We start from the raw sequence: 23,066 nt of genomic DNA, 5'->3' as shown, positions 1-23,066 counted from the left end.
AGAAAACCCCTCTTCATCCCGAAGAGGGGTCAATAGTTAGCGAACGTTGGCGCAGGTCAGGCAAAACGCATAGCGGTTTTGCGGATCGTTGAATGCGGCCAGCTTATCGCTTTCGGCTTTTACTGCACTGGCCGCAGAGGCCAGCGGTGGTGGGATCATAGCCTGAATGGCGTCAGGTAGCATGGCACGAACGGAGCCTGACATGCTGTCCATCACCATATCAACGAATGTCGGTTCGTCCTGATAATACGCAATGTGCCATTGTTTCAGTTTGGCCAGCTCAGCCGCTTTCGCCACGGCGTCATCAAAATCACCCAGACTGTCTACCAGACCGTTGGCTTTTGCATCCTGTCCGGTCCAGACGTGGCCCTGCGCGATTTTGTCAATCTGCTCAGGTGTTGTTTTACGCGCATTTGCGACCAGCGTGATAAAGCGCTTATAGCCGTTCTCGATGCTAAGTTGCATCATTTGCTGCACTTCTGGTGGTAACGCTTTGGTGATGGAGATATCCGCCAGTGGGGATGTCGCCACGCCGTCGGTGTGTACGCCAATGGAATCCAGACTGTTTTCCACGGTGTTGATCACGCCAAAGATGCCGATTGAACCGGTCAGCGTGCTGGGGTTCGCCACAATGTAGCTTGCTGGGGTGGAGATCCAGTACCCACCGGAGGCTGCCATGCCGCCCATGGACACCACAACTGGTTTACCCGCCGCTTTTGCCGCAGCCAGCTCAGCACGAATGACTTCGGAGGCACTGACGCTGCCGCCAGGGCTGTTCACGCGCAGAACAATTGCTTTCACTTTCGGATCAAGACGGGCTTCGCGGATCTGCGCGGCAGTCGTGTCACCGCCCACATTCCCAGGAGTTTCTTCACCGTCCATAATCGCGCCATTGGCGAAGATAACACCAATGCTGTCTCCAGTATCCGCTGGCGTTTTCAGTGAGTAATCGTAATAGCTGACAGCGCGATAATTTTTATCCGCTTTGCTCCAACCAAACTGTTTGGTCAGCATTTTTTCGACTTCGGCGCTGGAGGCCAGTGCATCCACCAGTTTGTTGTCGAGCGCATATTTCGCGGTATCACCATCGACTTTTGTCAAACCGTCCAGCATGGCCTGTGCGCCAGGGAACACCTGCTGAGCAGGGATCTGGCGATTGGCAGCAACCGTGTCGAGATAGTTCTGCCACAGCTCGCCGATCCAGCGGCTGTCAGCTTCACGCGCGGCAGGAGACATATCATCACGGATAAACGGTTCTACGGCAGACTTATAAGTCCCGACACGGAACACGTGTGTGGAAACTTTCAGCTTGTCGAGCAGGGATTTGTAGTACAAACCGTTGGTGGCAAAGCCGTGCAGATCAACGGAACCCTGTGGAGAAAGATAAATTTTATTGGCGAAACTGGCGAGGTAGTACTGCCCCTGGCTGAAGTTATCGCCTACGGCAAAGACCGGTTTGCCGCTGTCGCGGAATTCCCGCAGCGCTTTACCGATATACTGCATGGAAGGCTGGTCGGCCCCGGCAAAATTTTTCAGATCCATCACAATGCCGGTGATGTTGCGATCATCTTTTGCCTGGCGAATAGTATTCACGATATCGAACAGGGAGTTTTCCTGCAGGCGATCGGAACTGGCACCAAACAGCTGACGACCAATAACGCTTAAGCGACTGGTGCTCGACGGCTTATCGACAATCACCCCCGAGATATCCAGCAGCAGTGCGCCTCGCTCAGCGTGTTCACTGGTATTGCTGCTGCTGACCTGCATCCAGATACCCACGCCCACCAGCACCAAGAAGATGAAGAACAGGTTAAGCACAAATTCACGGACGAAATTAAGTAATCGCCATGTCCATTTAAAAAATCCGGCAATAAATCGCCACAGGGTTCGCATGTATTCTCCCTACCGATTAACAACACGCCATCCCGAAATCCCGGAGAAAGGCGATAAGATGAGGCTATCGTAATGACCAGACAGGCACTTGTCAGCAGGAATCACCGCCTGTGCTGTAACAAAATCCGCTCACGTGTTAATTTTGTGAACAAATCTCATTGTTGGAGTTAAGCAAATGGATGCACTCGAATTACTTATCACCCGTCGTAGCGCTTCTCGTCTTGTCGAGCCGGCCCCGGCCGGAGAGCAACTGCAAAACATTCTGCGGGCGGGAATGCGCGCACCGGACCATAAAACGCTGCAACCGTGGCAATTCTATGTCATTGAGGGTGAAGGGCGTGAACGCTTTAGCACCGTACTTGAGAAAGGCGCGATTGCCGCAGGTAGCGATGAGAAAGCTCAGGAAAAAGCGCGCAACGCACCGTTTCGCGCGCCGCTGATTATTACCGTGGTGGCGAAATGTGAAGAAAACGACAAGGTTCCTCTATGGGAACAAGAAATGTCTGCCGGTTGTGCGGTGATGACTATGCAGATGGCCGCAATTGCCCAGGGCTTTGGCGGTATCTGGCGAAGTGGTGCATTAACCGAAAGTGCGGTCGTTCGTGAAGCATTCGACTGTCGCCCGCAAGATAAAATCGTCGGTTTCCTCTATCTGGGCACACCGCAGCTAAAAGCATCCACGACGATCAACCTTGCCGATCCGAGCGCATTCGTCCGTTATTTCTGATATCAACGGCAAAACTGTCTGGATTCTGAGCAAAGACACTCGAATTCAGACAGTCACTCTTACCACATCATGGAATGAGCGCTACCATATCCGGATTGCAATGACAGGAGATGTCCATGAGCGAGCAAGCTATTCGTTTAACGCAATACAGCCACGGAGCCGGTTGCGGTTGTAAAATTTCCCCAAAAGTGCTGGAAACCATCCTGCACAGCGAGCAGGCGAAGTTTGTTGATCCGAACTTACTGGTGGGTAATGAAACTCGCGACGACGCGGCCGTATACGATTTGGGAAACGGCACCAGCGTTATCAGCACCACCGATTTCTTTATGCCGATTGTCGATAATCCGTTTGATTTTGGCCGCATCGCCGCCACTAACGCCATCAGCGATATATTCGCTATGGGCGGCAAACCGATTATGGCAATTGCTATTCTGGGCTGGCCGCTGGATAAGCTGGCGCCGGAAATCGCCCGCGAAGTCACCGAAGGCGGACGTTTTGCCTGCCGTCAGGCGGGTATTGCGCTGGCGGGCGGCCACTCTATCGATGCCCCAGAGCCTATCTTTGGCCTTGCGGTAACCGGCGTTGTGCCGACCGAACGCGTGAAGAAAAACAGCACCGCAGAGGCAGGGTGTAAGTTATTCCTGACCAAGCCTCTGGGGATTGGCGTTCTGACGACAGCAGAGAAAAAATCACTACTGAAGGAAGAACACAAAGGACTGGCGACAGAAGTGATGTGTCGGATGAACATTGCCGGTGCGGCATTCGCCGATATCGACGGCGTGAAAGCCATGACCGACGTTACCGGTTTTGGTCTGCTGGGGCATCTGAGTGAAATGTGTCAGGGCGCAGGCGTTCAGGCGCAAATTATCTACCAGGATATTCCTAAGCTGCCTGGCGTTGAAGAATACATCGCGCAGGGGGCGGTACCCGGCGGTACCCAACGTAACTTTGCCAGCTACGGACACCTGATGGGTGAAATGCCGCAATCGGTACGCGATCTGTTGTGCGATCCGCAAACTTCCGGTGGCCTACTGCTGGCGGTAACGCCGGAAGCTGAAGCCGAAGTGAAAGCGGCAGCGGCGCAGTTCGGTATCGATCTCACCGCCATTGGTGAGTTAGTGGAAGCTCGTGGCGGTCGCGCCATGGTTGAGATTCGTTAACTCGATGCGGTTGTTTATTGCCGAAAAACCAAGTCTGGCGCGTGCTATCGCCGATGTGTTGCCAAAGCCGCATCGCAAAGGCGATGGTTTTATCGAATGCGGAAATGGACAAGTGGTGACCTGGTGTATTGGTCACCTGCTTGAACAGGCGCAGCCGGATGCCTACGACAGTCGTTATGCTCGCTGGAGTCTGGTCGATCTGCCGATTGTCCCGGAAAAGTGGCAACTGCAACCGCGCCCCTCGGTGACCAAACAGCTCAACGTCATTAAGCGCTTTTTGCATGAGGCCAGCGAAGTTATTCACGCCGGTGACCCCGATCGTGAAGGGCAACTGCTGGTGGATGAAGTGCTGGATTACCTGCAACTGGCGCCTGAAAAGCGCCAGAAGGTGCAGCGTTGCCTGATTAACGACCTCAACCCGCAGGCCGTTGAGCGGGCTATTGAGCGGCTGCGCGCCAACAGTGAGTTTATTCCGCTGTGCGTGTCGGCACTGGCGCGAGCGCGTGCGGACTGGTTGTACGGTATCAATATGACGCGCGCTTACACCATTCTCGGACGTAACGCAGGCTATCAGGGCGTACTTTCGGTCGGGCGCGTACAAACGCCGGTGCTCGGGCTGGTTGTGCGTCGTGATGAAGAGATTGAGAACTTCGTCGCCAAAGACTTCTTCGAAGTGAAAGCGCATATCGTAACGCCCGCCGATGAGCGGTTTACCGCTATCTGGCAGCCGAGCGAAGCGTGTGAGCCGTATCAGGATGAAGAAGGGCGCTTGCTGAATCGCACGCTGGCTGAACACGTGGTGAACCGAATTAACGGTCAACCGGCGATAGTCACCAGCTATAACGATAAACGGGAATCAGAATCCGCGCCGTTACCGTTCTCGCTGTCGGCGTTGCAGATTGAAGCGGCGAAGCGCTTCGGTTTAAGTGCGCAAAACGTTCTGGATATCTGCCAGAAGTTGTATGAAACCCATAAGTTGATTACCTATCCGCGTTCGGATAGCCGTTATCTGCCGGAAGAGCACTTTGCCGGACGTCATGCGGTACTGAACGCGATTAGCGTCCATGCACCGGATCTGCTCCCGCAACCGGCGGTCAATCCCGATACGCGAAATCGCTGTTGGGACGACAAAAAAGTGGATGCGCACCACGCCATCATTCCTACCGCGCGCAGTTCGTCCATCAATCTGAATGACAACGAAGCGAAAATTTACAACCTGATTGCCCGTCAGTATCTGATGCAATTTTGCGCAGATGCGGTATTCAGGAAGTGCGTTATTGAGCTGGATATTGCCAAAGGCAAGTTTGTCGCTAAAGCGCGTTTTCTGGCGGAAGCCGGATGGCGCACGCTGCTCGGCAATAAAGAGCGCGACGAAGATAATGACGGGACGCCGCTGCCGGTGGTGGCAAAAGATGACGAACTGCTGTGCGAAAAAGGCGAAGTGGTTGAACGTCAGACTCAACCACCACGTCACTTTACCGATGCCACGCTGCTGTCAGCGATGACCGGGATTGCGCGATTCGTGCAGGATAAAGATCTGAAAAAGATCCTGCGCGCAACGGATGGTTTAGGTACGGAAGCGACGCGCGCCGGAATTATCGAACTGCTGTTTAAGCGCGGATTCCTGGTGAAAAAAGGGCGGTATATCCATTCGACCGACGCGGGAAAAGCGCTGTTCCACTCGTTGCCAGAAATGGCGACGCGCCCGGACATGACCGCGCACTGGGAATCTATACTGACCCAAATCAGCGAAAAGCAATGTCGCTATCAGGATTTCATGCAGCCGCTGGTGGGGACGCTGTATCAGCTTATCGATCAGGCGCGCAGCACACCGGTACGACGCTTTCGTGGAATTGCTGCACCTGGCGGTAGTGGTGGCGATAAGAAAAAGAGTGCGCCGCGTAAACGTCCGGCGAAAAAAAGCCCGCCATCTGAAGAGGCGGGTCTGTAAGTTTGTAGGCCGGATAAGCATAGCTTATCCGGCCTACGGGCCTGCAGAGACAATATTAAATCACACCCTGACCCAACATCGCGTCGGCAACCTTTACGAAGCCTGCGATGTTGGCGCCACGTACGTAGTTGGTCTGCTTGCTTTCGCCGCCGTATTCAACGCAGGCATGGTGAATGTCCAGCATGATGTGGTGCAGGCGCGCATCCACTTTCTCCGCTTTCCAGCCCAGACGAGCGGCGTTTTGCGCCATTTCCAGACCGGATGTCGCTACACCACCGGCGTTAGCTGCTTTACCCGGTGCGAACAGTACACCTGCCTCGAGGAACAGATCGGTGGCCTCGATAGTGGTCGGCATGTTTGCCCCTTCGGCGACAGCTTTCACGCCGTTGGCGATCAATACGCGTGCTGCATCGACATCCAGCTCGTTCTGAGTGGCACACGGCAGGGCGATATCGACCGGAACCGACCACGGCTGTTTGCCTTCCAGATAGGTCAGGCCAAACTCACGGGCATAATCTGCTACGCGACCGTCGCGGCTGTCTTTGATTGCGCACAGCCGCGCCAGTTTTTCTTTGGTAAATCCACTTTCGTCAACTACGGTACCGCTGGAATCGGAGGCGGTAACCACCCGCGCGCCAAACTCCATGGCTTTCTCAATGGCGAATTGCGCCACGTTACCGGAGCCAGAAACAGCCACGCGCATGCCTTCAAAGCCCAGACCATGGCGTTTGAGCATCGCTTCGGTGAAATACACCAGACCGTAGCCGGTGGCTTCCGGGCGGATCAGACTGCCGCCGAAAGAGAGACCTTTACCGGTAAAGACGCAGGCGCTGTTGTTGGAGAGTTTTTTCATCATCCCGGCCATAAAGCCGACTTCACGGCCGCCCACACCGATATCGCCCGCCGGAACGTCGGTATCGGGACCTAAATGGCGGAACAGTTCGGTCATCAGCGCCTGGCAGAAACGCATGATTTCGCCTTCGCTTTTCCCTTTCGGATCGAAATCGCTCCCGCCTTTACCCCCGCCCATTGGCAGGGTGGTGAGGGCATTTTTAAACGTCTGCTCGAAGCCAAGGAATTTCAGGATCGACAGGTTCACGGAAGGGTGGAAACGCATACCGCCTTTGTATGGGCCAATGGCAGAGCTAAACTGCACGCGCCATGCGCGGTTGACCTGCACCTGATTGCGATCGTCCAGCCATACTACGCGGAACTGGATCACGCGCTCCGGTTCAACCAGACGTTCCAGCAATGACATCTGGCGATAACGCGGGTTTTGCTCAAGGAAAGGCCACAGCGTGGTCATTACCTCACGAACGGCTTGCGCGAACTCGGTTTGATTCGGGTCGCGCTTTTGCACATGGTTAAGGAATGACTCCAGAGAACATGTCTGATCCATAGATATAAGAACCTCTTATGTATTGATATGGTTATATTTTTGATTTTTGTGTTAAGTGTTGTGCAGTTTTTGACTATACCATCAGCACTGTGACGCGACGCAAGAAAAAATTAACCCCGCTAAGTAAATTAATATTGCGTCGTGGGTCATAACCAAAAACGATGATCGAAGAGGCTAAAGTTTCTGCCGATTTATACCGTTATACTGAGCATAATTGTCAGTTAAAAAGGAAAGAATATGCGCCGTTTAATCGTGGCAGGCGTGTTGGCCCTGGTGTCCGGCGCGACGCTGGCAAATCAGCCTTATCGCCCGGATGTGCAGGTTAACGTACCGCCGGAAGTGTTCAGTTCCAGCGGTCAGCGGGCGCAGCCCTGTAGCCAGTGCTGTATTTATCAGGATCAAAACTATTCAGAAGGGGCAGTGATTAAAGCTGACGGCGTCTTGCTTCAGTGCCAACGCGATGAGAAAACGATCAGCACAAATCCGCTGGTCTGGCGTCGCGTAAAAGAATAAACGCTTCCAGTAGTGGGATATCGGCAGGCGCCAGCGGATAACGCAGCGCCTCTTCGGGTGAACACCAGACGATATCCTGATGTTCATACGCCTTCAGTTCCCCCTGATATGACGGTACATGCCAGGCATGTAAGTGGATCAGTCTGCCCGAAACCTCGCGCTGATGACTGGCAATGTAGCGCCCCACGACTGCTTCAATGCCCAACTCTTCACGCAGTTCACGGAACAGCGCCTCGGGTTGACTTTCGCCCGGTTCAACCTTACCGCCGGCAAACTCCCACATGCCTGACTGATCCGCCTGTAGCGGACGCTGAGCCAGTAAAATTTTGCCATCACGTTCAATGATAGCGGCGACCACATCAAGGGTTTTCATTATATTCATCAAGATCTAACAGCAGAAAATGACATACTATCGTTATCTTTGTTTTATCTAAAGTATTCAGGAGCCACCGTTGAACGAACCTCAGTCGTGGGTAAAGCCGTTAACGCGTATCCCTTCCAGTCTAAAACCGCTCGTTGCTACGCAGAAAAAACATTATGGCGATGTGCTGCATCCCACGCGCTGGTGGGGGCGGATGCCGTTTCTGTTCTGGCTGGTGGCGCTGTTTGTCGGGTTTCTGGAGCGTAAAAAGGCGCGTTTAACGCCGGTGATGCGCGCGCTGTTGATGACCCGCGTTTCTCAGGTGTGCCACTGCGCTTTCTGCGTTGATGCGAACAGTCTACGGCTGGCTGAACGCTGTGGCGCGCTGGATAAAGTCTTACAGGTTGCCAACTGGCAAGAATCGGCGCTATTTAGCGCAGAAGAGCGAGTAGCTCTGGCCTATGCCGATGCGGTGACCGCAACGCCCCCACAGGTTGACGATGCGCTGAAAGCGCAGATGAAGCAGCATTTTAGCGATGATGCCATTACGGAAATGACCGCGCTGATTGCGTTTCAAAATCTCTCGGCGCGTTTTAATGCTGCTCTCGATATTCCTTCCCAGGGGCTGTGCGACAGCTTTAAAGGACGCCCGCATGCTTGATCGTCATATTCATCCGCGATTAAAACCGCTTTTGCATCGCTGCGTAAGCATTATTGATAAACCGGCGATTACCCCGGACGGGCTTACGCTGGTCGGTTTTGCCATTGGCGTGTTGGCCTTGCCATTTCTGGCGTTAGGCTGGTATCCGGCAGCGCTGGCGGCCATTGTGCTCAATCGGCTTTTTGATGGGCTGGATGGGGCTCTGGCGCGGCGCAGAGGACTAACCGACGCAGGCGGATTTCTTGATATCTCGCTCGATTTTCTGTTTTACGCCTTAGTGCCATTCGGTTTTATGCTCGCCGATCCGGCGGCTAACTCGCTGGCTGGCGGCTGGCTGCTGTTCGCCTTTATGGGAACCGGCAGCAGCTTTCTGGCCTTTGCTGCGCTGGCGGCGAAACATCAAATTGATAACCCGGGCTACGCGCATAAATCGTTTTATTATCTGGGGGGACTGACCGAAGGTACTGAGACGATTTTGCTATTTGTGTTGGGGTGTCTGTTCCCGGAATATTTTGCCGTGATGGCGTGGGTCTTTGGCGCGCTGTGCTGGATGACGACGTTTACCCGGATCTGGAGCGGATACCTGACACTGAAAGCGGTCCAGCGTCAGGAGTAAGATATTGCGTTGCCGGATGCGCTTCGCTTATCCGGCCTACAACGATGGTATATCCAGGCAGAGTAAAGTGTTCTTGCCGCATCCGGCAATAATGACAATCTTACTTACTGGCGTCCGGGCCCCGTTCACCGCTGGCAACCGGATTTTTTGGATTGCTGCTCCACTCATACCAGCCGCCGTCGTAGACGGAGACGTTTTTCCAGCCCATCGCGCGGGCATACATAAACGTTTCTGAAGCGCGCCAGCCGGTACCGCAATAGAAAGAGACCTGTTGATTCGGCAGGATATTCCATTGCTGCCACATGGCGGCGATGTCATCCGCGCTGCGCATGGTGCCATCCGGGTTATGAAAATCTTCCATATGCGTGGAGTCGCTGCCTGCGTGGCCCCAACGTGCACCTGCAATCTCACCTTTTGGCTTAATGTAGCTGTAGCCACTGGTGGTACCGACAAATTCTGGCCATGAACGAATGCTCACCAAAGACGCATCCTGGCGATGCAGCAGACCGCGTGCCTGTTCCATATCGAGCATCAGTTGCGGCTGGGCAGGGATTTTCACGCCGAAATCAGGTTCTGGTTTCACTGTTGGCGGAGTTCCGCGTTCGACCGGTAAACCTGAGTCGGACCAGGTTTGCCAACCGCCGTCGAGCAGACGAACATCTTTCACGCCTGCGTACAGCATAATTTGCGCCACGCGAGCGGCGGCATAGACATCGCGACCGTATAAAATCACCGTGGTGTCGTGGCGGATACCGTGTTTCGCCAGCATCGCTTTGAGCTGCGCGTCGGAAACTTTATTCCACAGCGGTTCGCTTTCAACTTCGTTGGTATCAATGTAGCCCGCACCAGGGATGTGGCTGAGCAGATACAACTTCGGCGCGCCCCAGGCGGCCTCAATCACTTTCCAGTCACCCGCCGGTTTAGCGGTTACGTTTTTACCCTGCTGCAGGTCGTGCAGCCACTGCGGGTACACCAGCTGTTCGAAGTGCGGCAGACGTTGCAGGCGGGCTGGGTCCGTAAGCGCATCGCTGAGGGTGGAGATATGGTTAAAGCCAACTTTTTGCAGGCGGGCTTTGACAGCCTGTATGTCGTTATCGTTACCATACAGCGCTACTGGCGCATCAGTTTTCAACTGATGTGACTGAATCCAGGCGCTGAGTTGTTCATCATTCATCTTGTCGAGCCAGGCGGCAGACAGGTTCAGTGCGGAAGGTTCGTGTCCTGAAGGACCATTAAGCGACTGCGGCCAGCCGTTGTAAAAAGCGCTCTGACGGGTATCGATCGCCGCGCCTTGCTTTTGCTGTAACTGGTCGAGGGTGAGCGTCTGTGCTGTTTCAGCTGCCCAGGAAGAAGCGCAAGCGAGCCCTAAAGCCAGTGCCAGCGCGGTCATTTGAGAAACACGTTTCATCGAATAGCCCGACGTTGAAAAAAAGAGGACGACATTCTGTGCCGCCGGTTAAGTAAAAACCTTGCGTTAACGCAGCATATCGCCACATTCACGCCCAGTTTTCCATCTGAAGTACGCGGCCTGATGGCGGAACGTCCTGCGCGTCATGGGTCACCTGTACCACCGGGATCCCCAACTTACGCACCTCGGTGAAGACCCATTGGCGAAAGGTGTCGCGTAGCGACGCATCCAGCCGACTAAAGGGTTCATCAAGTAACAGTGCCTGGGGCTGAGCCAGTAGTGCGCGGAGCAGGGCGACACGCGAGCGTTGTCCGCCGGAGAGCGACGCCGGATCGCGCGAATAAAAACCGGCCAGGTCAGCGCGCGCGAGAGCACTTTCCACCGCATGTCGTCTGGCGGAACCCTGCAGGCTGGCAGGTAGGGCCAGCAGTAAATTCTGCCCAACGCTGAAATGGTCAAACAACAACGCATCCTGGAACAGAATGCCAATCTGGCGCTGCGCCGTAGGCAGCGCGTCAACGCGTCGTTCGTTGAGCCACAGCTCGCCTGATGCCTGTAACTGAGGCGACAACGCCCCGACCATCCACGAAAACAACGAGGACTTTCCGCTGCCGGAAGAACCCATAATCGTGACAATGTCACTTTTATCAACCTGAAAGGTAACGTTCTTCAGCAGCGCAGTCGCACCCTGGTACAACGAAACGTTTTGCACAATGAGCATTAGCGGAGTCCTTGTCGAAAGCGGCCAATCCACGCGGCGAGAAAGGCTGCGAGCGCGAAAACGAGCAGTGGTAGAAGAAGCTGCCACAACGCTTGTGTTGCCAGAATCTCGCTGCTACCGCCGCTGCTTAATGCCACCGCTTCGGTGGTCAGCGTGGAATAGCGTCCGGCACCTAGCCACAGCGTCGGCATATACTGGGCGATACTGACCGAGAAGCCAACCGCGAAGGCAATCAATGCCGGACGCACCAGCTGCGGGCATTTCACCAGCCAGAATATCCGCCCCTGCGACCAGCCCAGCGTTTGTGCAATCAAAATTAATCGCGGGTCAATGCGCTGCCAGGCCGGTTTAAGCACAAATAGCATCCAGGGCATCACCCACAGCAGGTGGCCCCAGATAATGGTCGTCATCAGTCCATCCTGTCCGGCATATAACGCCAGCAGATATTGTCCGGTTACCAGTGGTAGCGCAGGCAAAATGAGCGGTAGCCAGACCCAGCGGTGCCCGGTTTGTGGACCCCATTCCAGCCAGACAAAAAGTATCAGTAGCGCTAACACGCTGGAAAGGAGCCCTAGCTGCAGGCTATTGCTGAGCGCCTCGTGGTTTAGTGAGGAATAGCTGGCGATAAGCGCCAGTACAAGCGCGCATACCACACCGCTGACGGGCAAGATCTGTACCAGCGGGCGTGCGATTGTTATAGGTGAAAAATGCAGGCGTTCACCATTTACTGCCGGGATAGTACGTCGCCAGGCGCGCCACAACAGATAACTCACCAGCGCGATAATGAGGAGTAACAGCACCAGCAACAGGCTGGCGAGTGCGCCTTTCGCCTGCTGTTCGACATCGCCCTGACTGAGCCATTGCCAGCTCAATACGGCCAGTGTTGGCGGATTTCCGGGACCGAGGATGATTGCCACATCCACAACGGAGAGTGACCAGGCAACAATCGCCAGCATAGCTTTACCTAATGCCGGGCCGATAGCGGGCAGTACCAGCCAGTTCAGGCATTGCAGTCGGCTGTAACCCAGCGAATCCAGCACGATAACCTGCTGCGAAAGTTGTTTTTCACTCAGTAGAGCCGAGAGGATCCATAACAAAAAAGCGCTCTCTTTCGCCGCCAGCGTCACGCCAAGCCCAATGCCGTAACGGTCTGGTTGTGGGCTGAGGAACGGTAGCCATTGCCAGATTTTACCGCCTTCAGCAAAAACCAACAGCACGCTGGTGGCGAAGGCAACATGCGGGATCGCCAGCAGCCACGGAAGACGGGTGCTTAGTCGCGCCCAGCCTGCACCGGGCCATAAAGCGAGGATCGCCAGCAGCGCGATGATCAGTGCACCGCCGGCAGCCAGTACTGTGGAAACAAGTGTCGCCAGTAACGCCTGCGGAAGTTGAGGGTCGGCAAAGAGAGCCAGCCAATGGGGTAGGCTAAGGGCTGGCGCTATCAGAGAGAAAGCCGCTGGCACCAACGGCAGATAAACTGCCGCCATGATGGCCCAGAGTAGCAAAATTAATGCGTACCGTAGCGGCGTAGCCATTCTTGTTCCAGAGCGTTTACCCAGGCAGCATGCGGTTCCGGCAGAACGGCAGGGAGTCCTTGTGGGATCCGCGCCAGCAGCGCATCACGCTGTTCGACAGGTAATTTTTGTGGATCAAGCACCGAAGGATCTCCCCAGACAGTTGAGTCGGCTTTACGCAGTTGTGCTTCGGGCGAAAGCAGGAAGTTTGCCACGACTTTTGCTCCGGCGCTGGCGCGGGCATTCGCCGGAATGGCAACAAAGTGCACGTTGCCGAGCATGCCCTGTGAGAAACCAAAACTGTAGCTGCTTTTAGGCAATTCGCCGCTGGCTACTTTTTGCTGCGCGTGGGCTGGGTTAAAGGTCAATGACAAACGCAGGGTGCCGCTATTGAGCAGTACATCCATTCGTGCTGGCGTGGGCGGAAAATCTTTGCCTTCACGCCAAAGTACAGGGTGCAAGGTATCAAGATAATGCCACAATGGCGCGGTAACGTCGGCGAATGTCGCTGCATCTGGCGCAACTTTCAATGCTTGTGGTTTGGTGGTGAGCGAAATTAACAACTGCTCCAGAAACGCCGTGCCGGTAAAGTCTGGCGGGCGCGGATAGGTCACCGTGCCAGGGTGCGCCTGCGCAAATTCAAGCAGTGCCTGCGGAGATTGCGGCGGCTGTGCGGTGAGATCGCGCCGGGCAATAAAGGTGAGTTGGGCACCGCCCCACGGTGATTCAGCCCCCTCCGTTGGAACGGAGAAATCTTCGGTCACCGGTTTCTGGGTATCAACATAGCGCCAGTTAGGCAGCGTTTGCGCCCACTGAGTTTGCAGCAGCCCGGCTTCTTTCAGGGTGCGGAAGTTTTCGCCGTTAACCCACAATAAATCGACAGAACCCCCGGTTTTTCGCCCGGATGCTGCTTCTGTCTGGATACGTTTTACCGCGTCGGCGGCATCTGCGAGACGTACGATTTTCAGGCTAATGGCATAGTGCGTTTTCATCTCGCCGCTAACCCAATCGAGATACTGGTTAACTGCATTGTCGCCACCCCAGGCGTTGAACCACACCGTCTGACCGCGGGCATCATTTTTGATTTGTTGCCAGCCGTCGTCCTGGGCAAACGTCGCCAGCGGACAGAGCATTAAACTCAGGCACAATAAGCAGTAACGCATAGTATCTCCATGGCTAAAAATGGGGGAAGTCTCAGGTTTTTTTTCGCTGATGTTCAAGATAAAGGCTTCTCGCCACTGAAATTATTATGCTCAGAGCGAACAGGATGAACAGGCCGGTTACAAACCAAAATGTACCGCCGGTTAACAGGCTACCCGCCCATGAATAGACGATAGTGGCGGGTAACTGACCGATGCCGGTGGCGATGAAAAAATGGCGAAACCGAATCGAGGTCAGGCCTGCTGCGTAGCTTACCGGATCGAACGGTACAAAAGGTAACAGGCGACAGACCAGAATGGTGTGCTTGCCATAGCGCTCGAAAAAAGCGTCCATGTTGTTCAACACCGTTTTTCCGGTCAGTTTCTCCACCGCGCCACGGCCTAAAACGCGGGCAATAAAAAAGCACAGCGCCGCGCCTGCCATTGCGCTGCACCAGGACAATATGCCGCCCCAAAATGCACCAAACAGCGAGGCGTTGGCAAAGGTGATCACAAAAGCGGGAAGCGGGGCGACGATGGCCTGCAAGATCATCAGGAAGAATGAAACGACCGCCGCCTGAGTTCCGTAAGAACGAATAAAATTCTCAATTGCATGCTGATCGAGCGTGGCAAATGCCGCCAGGCTGCTGTGGAGAAAATCGCTCACGCCAGGTATCCACGCCCACGCTATCAGCGCGAGCAGCAGCAGGATTATCGCTCCTGCGCGGTAGTAATGGATGCGTCGTTTTATCATTTATCTGCGCACTCGTGAGGAGCTGATGGATCGACATGCTTATAACGGGCCCAGGCTTTGGTTGCCTGTACGAGGGCGAATAACGCCAGCCCCGCCACGCTGAGCTTACCGATAAATGCCCAGCTAATTCCTTCGCTGGCCAGTTCGTGCGACATCAGCGTATAAATAAAAATGCCTGGTAAAGTGGTTGCCGCAGATATCACGGTAAATGACCAGAACGGAATAGCCGTCAGCCCATAGGCGTAATTTTGAATGTTATAAGGGAACAGCGGCACGAGCCGGGTGAGGATCAGAAAGTCAACTCCGCTATGGGCAATACCTTTTTCGATAGCCTGAAACATTGTCGTATGCCCAACGTATTTCAGGAGCAGATCCCGTCCAAGCCAGCGAGCCAGCAAAAACGACAGCGCCGAGGCCACGGTTGCTGCCACTAACGAGATAAGCGTCCCTGCCACGGGGCCAAACAGCACACCGCCGACGATCACCAGGATGCTACCGGGGATCAGACACAGCGCCGCAACAATAAACAGCAGGATATAAAGCGTATAGCCGAACATACCGCTTTGGCGGATGACGTCTTGCAAATGATGGAAATTGGTTATCAGGTCGGTCAGACCATAATGATGGAAAACTCCCGCCAGAACGCAGAACAGGACCGCGACAATCAGCAGCCGGTATTCTGCTTTATGCGAACTTCTTTTTCATGGGGGTTCTCCTGTAAAACCGAGTGCAATGGAGCATTTTCGTCAGCGAAAAGTGCGCGCGAAGATATAATAAATTCCCGGCCGCAACAATGTATTACCGTCGCTTTATTGATTTTGCACAGAATAACAGACTCTCCAGGCCGGGCCCGGAGAGTAACAAAACATAGAAGATCATACGCGGAATTTAGCCCATACCGGCGCATGGTCGGACGGTTTTTCCATACTGCGAATTTCATAGTCGATGCCGGTTTCTTCGCAGCGTTCCGCCAATGGGTTGCTCGCCAGCAACAGATCGATACGCAGGCCACGGTTATCGTCAAAGCCTTTTGAGCGGTAATCAAACCACGAGAACTGGTCATTCTTTTCAGGATTTGCGTGACGGTAGGTATCCACCAGACCCCAGCCCAGCAGGCGTTCCATCCACTCACGCTCCTCCGGCAGGAAGGAACATTTTCCGGTACGCAGCCAGCGTTTACGGTTCTCTTCGCCAATGCCGATATCGAGATCGGTTGGGCTAATATTCATATCGCCCATGATCAATACCGGATTGTCGTGCTTCAACTCTGTCTCAAGATAGTTTTGCAGGTTCTGGTAAAACGCGGCTTTGGCCGGGAATTTAGTTTCATGGTCGCGGCTTTCGCCCTGCGGGAAATAGCCGTTGATCACAGTGATGCTGCCCAGAGGGGACGGAATTTCTGCCATGATAATACGACGCTGCGCTTCTTCGTCATCGCCCGGGAAGCCACGACGTACCGCAATTGGCGTTTCTTTCGTTAACAACGCGACGCCGTAATGGCCTTTCTGGCCGTGATAAAAGACGTTGTAACCGAGCTTTGCTACCTCTTCGAGAGGGAACATATCGTCGTGGACTTTTGTCTCCTGTAAGCCAATAACATCCGGTTGATGTTTTTCGACAATGGCTGCCAGTTGATGGGGACGGGCACGCAGGCCGTTGATATTAAAAGAGACAAATTTCATAGTCACTGCCACTTTGCAAGATGAATAGTGCAAGGATGGTAGCAGAATTTCTGCAGACTGACTGCTTCTTGTCACCTGATTCCAACAATGATTGCTAATGGTGTTAACGATGGAGCAAAAACTGCACCGTTTTGGCGCGAAGCGCGCCGGAATGGAGCAATAATTTCCGAAAAATTTCGTATACGATCACAATTCCAGAATTATATTTGGCGACTGAATAAAACTGCGTTTTTTCCTCTGTTTAGTCACCTGATGCGCAAACATATTCACTTTATATGCACGTATAGTGAATATCGTCACGTTGTAACCTGTTGATATTCCGTCCTCGACCTCCGTTTATGCACTTTTTTCGCTGGCTGGCACGAACCCTGCAATCTACATTTACACCGCAAACACTATATTTATTAACATATAAATAACCTTTTATTTACCGTTGAGGTCGCTATGTCTCTGTCAATTACGCGTGAAAATTTTGATGAATGGATGATGCCTGTATACGCTCCGGCCCCTTTTATTCCGGTGCGGGGTGAAGGTTCACGTCTGTGGGATCAGCAGGGTAAAGAGTATATCGATTTCGCGGGAGGCATTGCGGTTAACGCGCTGGGTCACGCCCATCCGGCATTGCGCGAGGCATTAAACGACCAGGCGAGCAAATTCTGGCATACCGGAAATGGCTACACCAACGAGCCGGTATTGCGTCTGGCGAAAAAGCTGATTGACGCCACCTTCGCCGAGCGCATTTTCTTCTGTAACTCCGGCGCAGAAGCCAACGAAGCGGCACTAAAACTGGCGCGTAAATATGCCCACGATCGTTTTGGCAGCCAGAAGAGCGGGATTGTGGCGTTTAAAAATGCCTTCCATGGCCGCACGCTGTTTACCGTCAGCGCCGGTGGTCAGCCCGCCTATTCACAGGATTTCGCGCCGCTGCCGCCGGATATCCGCCATGCCGTGTATAACGATCTCGATTCTGCCAGCCAACTGATTGATGACACGACCTGTGCGGTCATCGTCGAGCCTGTCCAGGGCGAAGGCGGCGTGGTGCCGGCAACAAACGCGTTTTTGCAGGGGTTGCGTGAATTATGCGATCGCCATAATGCGCTGCTGATTTTTGATGAGGTTCAGACCGGGGTTGGCCGTACTGGCGAGCTGTATGCCTATATGCATTACGGCGTTACGCCGGACCTGCTGACGACAGCTAAAGCGCTGGGCGGTGGTTTCCCCATCGGCGCACTGCTGGCGACAGAGCATTGCGCCAGTGTGATGACGGTGGGTACGCACGGTACAACGTACGGCGGCAACCCGCTGGCGACGGCGGTGGCGGGTAAACTGCTGGAAATTGTTAACACGCCGGAAGTGCTCAATGGAGTAAAACAGCGCCACGACTGGTTTGTGGAGCGTATTAACGCCATTAACGAACGTTTTGGACTGTTTAGTGAAATTCGTGGACTCGGGCTGCTGATCGGTTGCGTGCTGAACGCGGAATTTGCCGGGAAAGCGAAACTCATCTCGCAAGAAGCGGCTGTTGCCGGGGTGATGGTACTGATTGCTGGCGCTAACGTGGTGCGTTTTGCGCCAGCGCTCAATGTCAGCGAAGAAGAAGTCGCCACTGGACTGGATCGCTTTGCGCTGGCCTGCGAACGCATTAAAGCAGGAGGTTCATCATGATGGTGATTCGTCCCATTGAACGTGCTGATATCACCGCGTTGATGCAGCTTGCCGGTAAGACCGGCGGCGGATTGACCTCGCTACCGGCGAATGAAGCGACGCTAATGGCGCGTATCGAACGTTCGCTACAAACCTGGCGCGGTGAGTTGCCCAAAAGTGAGCAGGGATATGTGTTTGTGCTGGAAGACAGCGCCAGCGGAACTGTGGCCGGGATTTGCGCCATTGAGGTGGCGGTAGGACTTAACGATCCCTGGTACAACTATCGGGTCGGCACACTGGTCCACGCCTCGAAAGAGCTGAATGTGTATAACGCGCTGCCGACGCTGTTTCTGAGTAACGATCACACGGGTAGCAGCGAGCTTTGTACGCTGTTTCTCGATCCGGACTGGCGAAAAGAAGGCAACGGCTATTTGTTGTCAAAATCGCGCTTTATGTTTATGGCCGCGTTTCGTGACAAGTTTAATGAGAAGGTCGTGGCTGAGATGCGCGGCGTGATTGATGAACACGGTTACTCGCCGTTTTGGCAAAGCCTCGGCAAACGCTTTTTTTCAATGGAATTCAGCCGGGCGGATTTTCTCTGCGGAACAGGGCAAAAAGCGTTTATTGCTGAATTAATGCCCAAGCATCCTATTTACACCGATTTCCTGTCTGATGAAGCACAAAGCGTGATTGGTCAGGTTCATCCGCAAACGGCGCCCGCGCGGGCGGTGCTGGAGAAAGAGGGCTTTCGCTATCGCAACTATGTCGATATTTTCGACGGCGGGCCGACGCTGGAATGCGATATTGACCGGGTGCGGGCGATTCGTAAAAGCAGGCTGGTGGAAGTGGCGGAAGGTCAGCCAGCAACCGGCGATTATCCGGCCTGTCTGGTTGCCAATGAAAACTATCAAAACTTCCGCGTCATGCTGGTTCGCGCAGACCCGGATACCCAACGTCTGGTACTGACGGCGGCACAACTGGATGCCCTGAAATGCCACGCGGGCGACCATGTACGTTTTGTGCGTCTTTGTGCAGAGGAGAAAACAGCATGACACTATGGATAAACGGTGACTGGGTGACGGGACTGGGCGAGCGTCGGGTGAAAACCAACCCAGTAGGTGGTGATGTGCTGTGGCACGGCAATGATGCCGATGCCACGCAGGTGACGCAAGCGTGTCAGGCTGCGCGTGCAGCTTTTGTCGGTTGGGCTAAACAGCCCTTCAGCGAACGCCAGGCGATTGTTGAAAAGTTTGCTTCATTGCTGGAAAGCAATAAGTCCGAGCTAACCCAGATTATCGCCAGGGAAACCGGCAAACCGCGCTGGGAAGCCGCGACTGAACTGACGGCGATGATCAATAAAATCACCATCTCCGTCAAAGCTTACCATGCGCGTACCGGAGAGCAGCACAGTGAACTACCGGATGGCGCGGCAACGTTGCGCCATCGCCCACACGGCGTGCTGGCAGTTTTTGGTCCGTATAACTTCCCTGGTCATTTACCCAATGGCCATATTGTTCCGGCATTGCTGGCAGGCAATACGTTGATTTTCAAACCCAGCGAGTTGACGCCGTGGACCGGTGAAGCAGTAACTAAGCTGTGGGAACAGGCGGGATTGCCGCCGGGCGTGCTGAACCTGGTGCAGGGCGGACGTGAAACAGGGCAGGCGCTGAGTGCGCTGGAAGACCTCGATGGTCTGCTGTTTACCGGCAGTGCCAATACCGGTTATCAGTTGCATCGGCAGTTATCCGGTCAACCGGAAAAAATCCTCGCCCTCGAGATGGGGGGTAATAACCCGCTGATTATTGAGAATCCGGAGGATATTGATGCCGCGGTACATCTGACCATTCAGTCCGCATTTGTCACCGCCGGACAACGCTGTACCTGTGCCCGCCGCCTGCTGGTAAAAAAAGGCGCGCAGGGTGATGCGTTCCTGACGCGTCTGGTGGAGGTTAGTCAGCGTTTAATGCCCGGCAACTGGGATGCGGAACCGCAGCCGTTTATGGGCGGACTGATTTCCGAACAGGCCGCGCAGCATGTCTATGATGCCTGGCAGCGTCTGGCGTCGTTGGGGGGACGTACGCTGTTGGCGCCACGTCTGGTGAAAGCCGGAACGTCACTGCTGACCCCTGGAATCATTGAACTGACCGGGGCGGCGAACGTACCTGATGAAGAGGTTTTTGGGCCGCTGCTTGGCGTATGGCGTTATGACAGTTTTGATGAGGCGATTCGTGTGGCGAACAACACCCGCTTTGGACTGTCGTGTGGGTTAGTTTCGCCCGATCGCGGCCAGTTTGAACAGCTACTGCTGGAGGCACGAGCAGGGATCGTCAACTGGAATAAGCCGTTAACCGGCGCTGCGAGTACCGCACCGTTTGGCGGCGTTGGCGCTTCCGGGAACCATCGCGCCAGCGCGTGGTATGCCGCAGATTATTGCGCCTGGCCGATGGCAAGTCTGGAATCACCGGCCTTAACGCTGCCAACGGCGCTTAGCCCCGGGCTGGATTTTTCTCGCGAGGATAATCTATGAAAGCCCGTGAGGTAAATTTTGATGGTCTGGTGGGATTGACTCACCACTATGCAGGATTGTCATTTGGTAATGAGGCCTCAACCAAACATCGATTTCAGGTGTCGAACCCGCGTCTGGCGGCGAAGCAAGGTCTGCTAAAGATGAAAGCGTTGGCGGATGCGGGTTTTCCTCAGGCGGTGATCCCCCCCCACGAGCGGCCTTTTATTCCGGTTCTGCGTCAGTTGGGTTTTAGCGGCAGTGACGAACAGGTGCTGGAGAAAGTGGCGCGTCAGGCACCTCACTGGCTCTCCAGTGCCAGCTCCGCATCGCCTATGTGGGTAGCGAATGCGGCAACGGTTTGCCCTTCAGCAGATTCGCTGGACGGGAAAGTGCATCTGACGGTGGCGAATCTGAATAATAAGTTCCACCGTTCGCTGGAAGCGCCTACTACCGAAGCGTTGCTACGGGCGATTTTCCGTGATGAGAATAGTTTTGCTGTCCACGGTGCGTTACCCCAGGTTGCGCTTTTCGGTGATGAAGGGGCGGCAAACCATAACCGCCTCGGTGGAGATTACGGCGATCCCGGTGTACAGCTATTTGTTTACGGTCGTGAAGAAGGCAATGCATCCCAGCCGAAGCGCTATCCGGCAAGGCAATCCCGTGAGGCCAGTGAGGCGGTCGCACGACTGAATCAGGTTAACCCGCATCAGTGTATTTTTGCTCAGCAAAACCCGGATGTCATCGATCTTGGTGTGTTTCATAACGATGTGATTGCGGTGTCGAATCGCCAGGTGCTGTTTTGTCATCAGCAGGCGTTTGTCAGACAGCAGGCGTTATTAGAGCAGTTGCGTAGCCAGGTGGCAGGTTTTACCCCGCTGGAAGTCCCGACTGCGGAAGTTTCGGTGCAGGATGCGGTGACCACCTATCTGTTTAACAGTCAGTTGCTGAGTCGTGATGACGGTTCGATGATGCTGGTCCTGCCGCAGGAGTGCCGGGAGCATGCTGGTGTGTGGCGGTATCTGAACCGTCTTCTCGAGGAAGACAATCCGATCGATGATCTGCGGGTATTCGATCTGCGTGAAAGTATGTCCAACGGCGGCGGTCCGGCATGCTTGCGCCTGAGAGTGGTGCTCACCTTGCAGGAACAGCAGGCGGTGAATCCGGCGGTTATCATGAACGATATGCTGTTTAACACGTTGAATAACTGGGTTGACCGTTACTATCGCGATCGTCTTACCGCTGCCGACCTTGCCGACCCACAACTGTTGCGCGAGGGGCGTGAAGCGCTGGATACGCTGACGCAATTGCTTAACCTCGGCTCTGTGTATCCTTTCCAGTTGGAGGGGATGCGCCATGGATAACTTTCTGGCTATCACGCTCGCAGGCGCCACTCCAGAGAAAACGCAAGGAACCATTCATGGTTTTGACTGGCAGTGGATCGGTCACGGAATTCTGGAACTGACGCCGCTTGCACCCGTTGAACATTCTCTGGTGCTGTCTGCGGGGATCCATGGCAATGAAACCGCGCCGGTAGAGATACTCGACTCATTGTTGTCCAGGTTATTTAGCGGCGAGCTGGCACTAACATGGCGGCTACTGGTGATTCTGGGAAACCCGCAGGCGCTTGCTGCGGGAAAACGGTATTGTCATAGCGACCTGAATCGTATGTTTGGCGGCCGGTGGCAGATTTTTACCGCGAGTGAAGAAACGCGCCGAGCCCATGAGCTTGAGCTGTGTCTGGAAGATTTTTATTCGCGGGCGAAAGAGCCAACACGCTGGCATCTGGATCTGCACACCGCGATTCGCGGTTCACTGCATCTGCGCTTTGGCGTGTTGCCACAACGCAACGTTGCCTGGGATGAGGGTTTTCTTGAATGGCTGGGAGATGCGGGACTGGAGGCGCTGGTTTTTCATCAGACGCCTGGCGGCACGTTCACCCATTTTAGCGGGGAACATTTTGGCGCACTGGCCTGTACGCTGGAACTCGGTAAAGCGCTGCCGTTTGGACAAAACGATCTGTCCCAGTTTGCGCAAACGGCAGACGCACTGGCGCAGTTGCTGCGAGGCGAGCGAGTATCGACGGGAGAAACATCTCCGCTGCGCTACCGCGTAGTGTCGCAAATCACGCGACGTAGCGACGATTTCATTCTTCATATGGATAACCAGACGCTCAACTTTACCCCTTTTAAAGAGGGAACCTTGCTGGCGCAGGACGGTGATGAACGTTTTATTGTCACCCATGATGTTGAATACGTTCTCTTTCCGAATCCCAACGTGGCCTGTGGTTTACGTGCCGGGCTGATGCTCCAAAAAATGTGATAAATAATATATGCCTTGCAGGTTTATCCTTCAGGGCTTATTTTTGCGTGCTGTTTTTATTTATTACGGATTATTCCTGGTGAATTGCTTTCTTAATA

At 54.4% G+C, this 23,066-nt stretch carries 21 protein-coding genes; 11 read left to right on the top strand and 10 right to left on the bottom strand.

The window, feature by feature from the left end:
• Positions 1 to 36 precede the first annotated feature (36 nt).
• Positions 37 to 1,893 (bottom strand): signal peptide peptidase SppA, encoded by a 1,857-nt coding sequence (gene sppA / locus OGV98_RS11060; protein WP_279278955.1) that lies wholly within the window; start codon positions 1,891 to 1,893, stop codon positions 37 to 39.
• A gap of 175 nt (positions 1,894 to 2,068) precedes the next feature.
• Between sppA and OGV98_RS11055 the strand changes: the two genes are divergently transcribed.
• The 3 genes from OGV98_RS11055 to OGV98_RS11045 all read left to right on the top strand — a co-directional run bounded on the left by OGV98_RS11055 (position 2,069) and on the right by OGV98_RS11045 (position 5,731).
• On the top strand, positions 2,069 to 2,620 hold the full coding sequence (locus tag OGV98_RS11055) for an NAD(P)H nitroreductase (RefSeq protein WP_200024725.1): 552 nt from the start codon (positions 2,069 to 2,071) through the stop codon (positions 2,618 to 2,620).
• Positions 2,621 to 2,736: 116 nt separating this feature from the next.
• A complete protein-coding gene (gene selD / locus OGV98_RS11050; RefSeq protein WP_003840882.1) occupies positions 2,737 to 3,780 on the top strand; it encodes a selenide, water dikinase SelD in 1,044 nt (347 codons plus the stop codon).
• 4 nt (positions 3,781 to 3,784) lie between these two features.
• Positions 3,785 to 5,731, top strand: coding sequence for a DNA topoisomerase III (locus tag OGV98_RS11045; RefSeq protein ID WP_003030667.1), 1,947 nt, complete (start codon positions 3,785 to 3,787; stop codon positions 5,729 to 5,731).
• 55 nt (positions 5,732 to 5,786) lie between these two features.
• On the opposite strand, the gene gdhA is transcribed toward OGV98_RS11045, so the two are convergent.
• A complete protein-coding gene (gene gdhA, locus OGV98_RS11040) occupies positions 5,787 to 7,130 on the bottom strand; it encodes an NADP-specific glutamate dehydrogenase (protein ID WP_003832501.1) in 1,344 nt (447 codons plus the stop codon).
• Positions 7,131 to 7,367: 237 nt separating this feature from the next.
• Here gdhA and OGV98_RS11035 point away from each other — a divergent pair, with 237 nt between their 5' ends.
• Positions 7,368 to 7,643: a YnjH family protein gene (locus OGV98_RS11035; RefSeq protein ID WP_016150109.1), complete on the top strand. Its 276-nt coding sequence runs from the start codon at positions 7,368 to 7,370 to the stop codon at positions 7,641 to 7,643.
• Here the strand turns inward: OGV98_RS11035 and OGV98_RS11030 are convergent.
• Entirely contained in the window at positions 7,603 to 8,016 is a 414-nt protein-coding gene (locus OGV98_RS11030; RefSeq protein ID WP_016150110.1) for a pyrimidine (deoxy)nucleoside triphosphate diphosphatase, read from the bottom strand. The genes OGV98_RS11035 and OGV98_RS11030 overlap by 41 nt on opposite strands.
• Before the next feature lie 79 nt (positions 8,017 to 8,095).
• On the opposite strand from OGV98_RS11030, the gene OGV98_RS11025 reads away from it, so the two are divergent.
• Positions 8,096 to 8,665: a carboxymuconolactone decarboxylase family protein gene (locus OGV98_RS11025; RefSeq protein WP_060855276.1), complete on the top strand. Its 570-nt coding sequence runs from the start codon at positions 8,096 to 8,098 to the stop codon at positions 8,663 to 8,665.
• A complete protein-coding gene (locus tag OGV98_RS11020; RefSeq protein ID WP_049003648.1) occupies positions 8,658 to 9,281 on the top strand; it encodes a CDP-alcohol phosphatidyltransferase family protein in 624 nt (207 codons plus the stop codon). The genes OGV98_RS11025 and OGV98_RS11020 overlap by 8 nt, the downstream gene beginning before the upstream one ends.
• Before the next feature lie 100 nt (positions 9,282 to 9,381).
• Here OGV98_RS11020 and OGV98_RS11015 read toward each other — a convergent pair whose 3' ends face one another.
• The 7 genes from OGV98_RS11015 to xthA all read right to left on the bottom strand — a co-directional run bounded on the left by OGV98_RS11015 (position 9,382) and on the right by xthA (position 16,499).
• Entirely contained in the window at positions 9,382 to 10,689 is a 1,308-nt protein-coding gene (locus OGV98_RS11015) for a sulfurtransferase (RefSeq protein ID WP_279278954.1), read from the bottom strand.
• 88 nt (positions 10,690 to 10,777) lie between these two features.
• Positions 10,778 to 11,410, bottom strand: coding sequence for an ATP-binding cassette domain-containing protein (locus OGV98_RS11010; protein WP_202580524.1), 633 nt, complete (start codon positions 11,408 to 11,410; stop codon positions 10,778 to 10,780).
• Positions 11,410 to 12,945: an ABC transporter permease family protein gene (locus tag OGV98_RS11005; protein ID WP_202580523.1), complete on the bottom strand. Its 1,536-nt coding sequence runs from the start codon at positions 12,943 to 12,945 to the stop codon at positions 11,410 to 11,412. The genes OGV98_RS11010 and OGV98_RS11005 overlap by 1 nt, the downstream gene beginning before the upstream one ends.
• Complete coding sequence (locus OGV98_RS11000) at positions 12,918 to 14,087, bottom strand: ABC transporter substrate-binding protein (protein ID WP_174500930.1); 1,170 nt, start codon at positions 14,085 to 14,087, stop codon at positions 12,918 to 12,920. Before OGV98_RS11000 ends, OGV98_RS11005 begins: the two co-directional genes overlap by 28 nt.
• A 31-nt stretch (positions 14,088 to 14,118) precedes the next feature.
• On the bottom strand, positions 14,119 to 14,817 hold the full coding sequence (locus OGV98_RS10995) for a TVP38/TMEM64 family protein (protein WP_202580522.1): 699 nt from the start codon (positions 14,815 to 14,817) through the stop codon (positions 14,119 to 14,121).
• Complete coding sequence (locus tag OGV98_RS10990; RefSeq protein WP_170926230.1) at positions 14,814 to 15,470, bottom strand: TVP38/TMEM64 family protein; 657 nt, start codon at positions 15,468 to 15,470, stop codon at positions 14,814 to 14,816. The genes OGV98_RS10995 and OGV98_RS10990 overlap by 4 nt, the downstream gene beginning before the upstream one ends.
• A 222-nt stretch (positions 15,471 to 15,692) precedes the next feature.
• Positions 15,693 to 16,499 (bottom strand): exodeoxyribonuclease III, encoded by an 807-nt coding sequence (gene xthA, locus OGV98_RS10985; RefSeq protein WP_003840893.1) that lies wholly within the window; start codon positions 16,497 to 16,499, stop codon positions 15,693 to 15,695.
• A gap of 444 nt (positions 16,500 to 16,943) precedes the next feature.
• On the opposite strand from xthA, the gene astC reads away from it, so the two are divergent.
• The 5 genes from astC to astE are packed head-to-tail and all read left to right on the top strand — an operon-like array spanning position 16,944 to position 22,968.
• Entirely contained in the window at positions 16,944 to 18,164 is a 1,221-nt protein-coding gene (gene astC, locus OGV98_RS10980) for a succinylornithine/acetylornithine transaminase (RefSeq protein WP_003840894.1), read from the top strand.
• Positions 18,161 to 19,195, top strand: a complete 1,035-nt coding sequence (gene astA, locus OGV98_RS10975; RefSeq protein ID WP_003030637.1) for an arginine N-succinyltransferase — start codon at positions 18,161 to 18,163, stop codon at positions 19,193 to 19,195. Before astC ends, astA begins: the two co-directional genes overlap by 4 nt.
• Positions 19,192 to 20,670 (top strand): succinylglutamate-semialdehyde dehydrogenase, encoded by a 1,479-nt coding sequence (gene astD, locus OGV98_RS10970; protein WP_210943899.1) that lies wholly within the window; start codon positions 19,192 to 19,194, stop codon positions 20,668 to 20,670. The genes astA and astD overlap by 4 nt, the downstream gene beginning before the upstream one ends.
• Positions 20,667 to 22,010: an N-succinylarginine dihydrolase gene (gene astB / locus OGV98_RS10965; RefSeq protein ID WP_061550009.1), complete on the top strand. Its 1,344-nt coding sequence runs from the start codon at positions 20,667 to 20,669 to the stop codon at positions 22,008 to 22,010. Before astD ends, astB begins: the two co-directional genes overlap by 4 nt.
• Positions 22,003 to 22,968, top strand: a complete 966-nt coding sequence (astE, locus tag OGV98_RS10960; protein WP_200014285.1) for a succinylglutamate desuccinylase — start codon at positions 22,003 to 22,005, stop codon at positions 22,966 to 22,968. Before astB ends, astE begins: the two co-directional genes overlap by 8 nt.
• Positions 22,969 to 23,066 lie beyond the last annotated feature (98 nt).

Origin of the sequence: Citrobacter sp. Cf136 (genome assembly GCF_030333815.1) — a bacterium.
GTDB lineage: Bacteria > Pseudomonadota > Gammaproteobacteria > Enterobacterales > Enterobacteriaceae > Citrobacter > Citrobacter freundii.
Note: the sequence above shows the minus strand (reverse complement) of the source record. Positions and strands in the feature narration are given on the sequence as shown.

Bases quoted from the DNA above. Each gene is read 5' to 3' on its own strand.
- OGV98_RS11045 (WP_003030667.1), top strand. From the start codon at position 3,785: ATGCGGTTGTTTATTGCCGAAAAACCAAGTCTGGCGCGTGCTATCGCC.
- OGV98_RS11035 (WP_016150109.1), top strand. From the start codon at position 7,368: ATGCGCCGTTTAATCGTGGCAGGCGTGTTGGCCCTGGTGTCCGGCGCG.
- OGV98_RS11015 (WP_279278954.1), bottom strand. From the start codon at position 10,689: ATGAAACGTGTTTCTCAAATGACCGCGCTGGCACTGGCTTTAGGGCTC.
- OGV98_RS11000 (WP_174500930.1), bottom strand. From the start codon at position 14,087: ATGCGTTACTGCTTATTGTGCCTGAGTTTAATGCTCTGTCCGCTGGCG.
- astE (WP_200014285.1), top strand. From the start codon at position 22,003: ATGGATAACTTTCTGGCTATCACGCTCGCAGGCGCCACTCCAGAGAAA.
- OGV98_RS10995 (WP_202580522.1), bottom strand. From the start codon at position 14,817: ATGATAAAACGACGCATCCATTACTACCGCGCAGGAGCGATAATCCTG.
- selD (WP_003840882.1), top strand. From the start codon at position 2,737: ATGAGCGAGCAAGCTATTCGTTTAACGCAATACAGCCACGGAGCCGGT.
- OGV98_RS11020 (WP_049003648.1), top strand. From the start codon at position 8,658: ATGCTTGATCGTCATATTCATCCGCGATTAAAACCGCTTTTGCATCGC.
- OGV98_RS11055 (WP_200024725.1), top strand. From the start codon at position 2,069: ATGGATGCACTCGAATTACTTATCACCCGTCGTAGCGCTTCTCGTCTT.
- OGV98_RS11010 (WP_202580524.1), bottom strand. From the start codon at position 11,410: ATGCTCATTGTGCAAAACGTTTCGTTGTACCAGGGTGCGACTGCGCTG.
- OGV98_RS11005 (WP_202580523.1), bottom strand. From the start codon at position 12,945: ATGGCTACGCCGCTACGGTACGCATTAATTTTGCTACTCTGGGCCATC.
- astB (WP_061550009.1), top strand. From the start codon at position 20,667: ATGAAAGCCCGTGAGGTAAATTTTGATGGTCTGGTGGGATTGACTCAC.
- gdhA (WP_003832501.1), bottom strand. From the start codon at position 7,130: ATGGATCAGACATGTTCTCTGGAGTCATTCCTTAACCATGTGCAAAAG.
- sppA (WP_279278955.1), bottom strand. From the start codon at position 1,893: ATGCGAACCCTGTGGCGATTTATTGCCGGATTTTTTAAATGGACATGG.
- astD (WP_210943899.1), top strand. From the start codon at position 19,192: ATGACACTATGGATAAACGGTGACTGGGTGACGGGACTGGGCGAGCGT.
- astA (WP_003030637.1), top strand. From the start codon at position 18,161: ATGATGGTGATTCGTCCCATTGAACGTGCTGATATCACCGCGTTGATG.
- OGV98_RS11030 (WP_016150110.1), bottom strand. From the start codon at position 8,016: ATGAAAACCCTTGATGTGGTCGCCGCTATCATTGAACGTGATGGCAAA.
- astC (WP_003840894.1), top strand. From the start codon at position 16,944: ATGTCTCTGTCAATTACGCGTGAAAATTTTGATGAATGGATGATGCCT.
- xthA (WP_003840893.1), bottom strand. From the start codon at position 16,499: ATGAAATTTGTCTCTTTTAATATCAACGGCCTGCGTGCCCGTCCCCAT.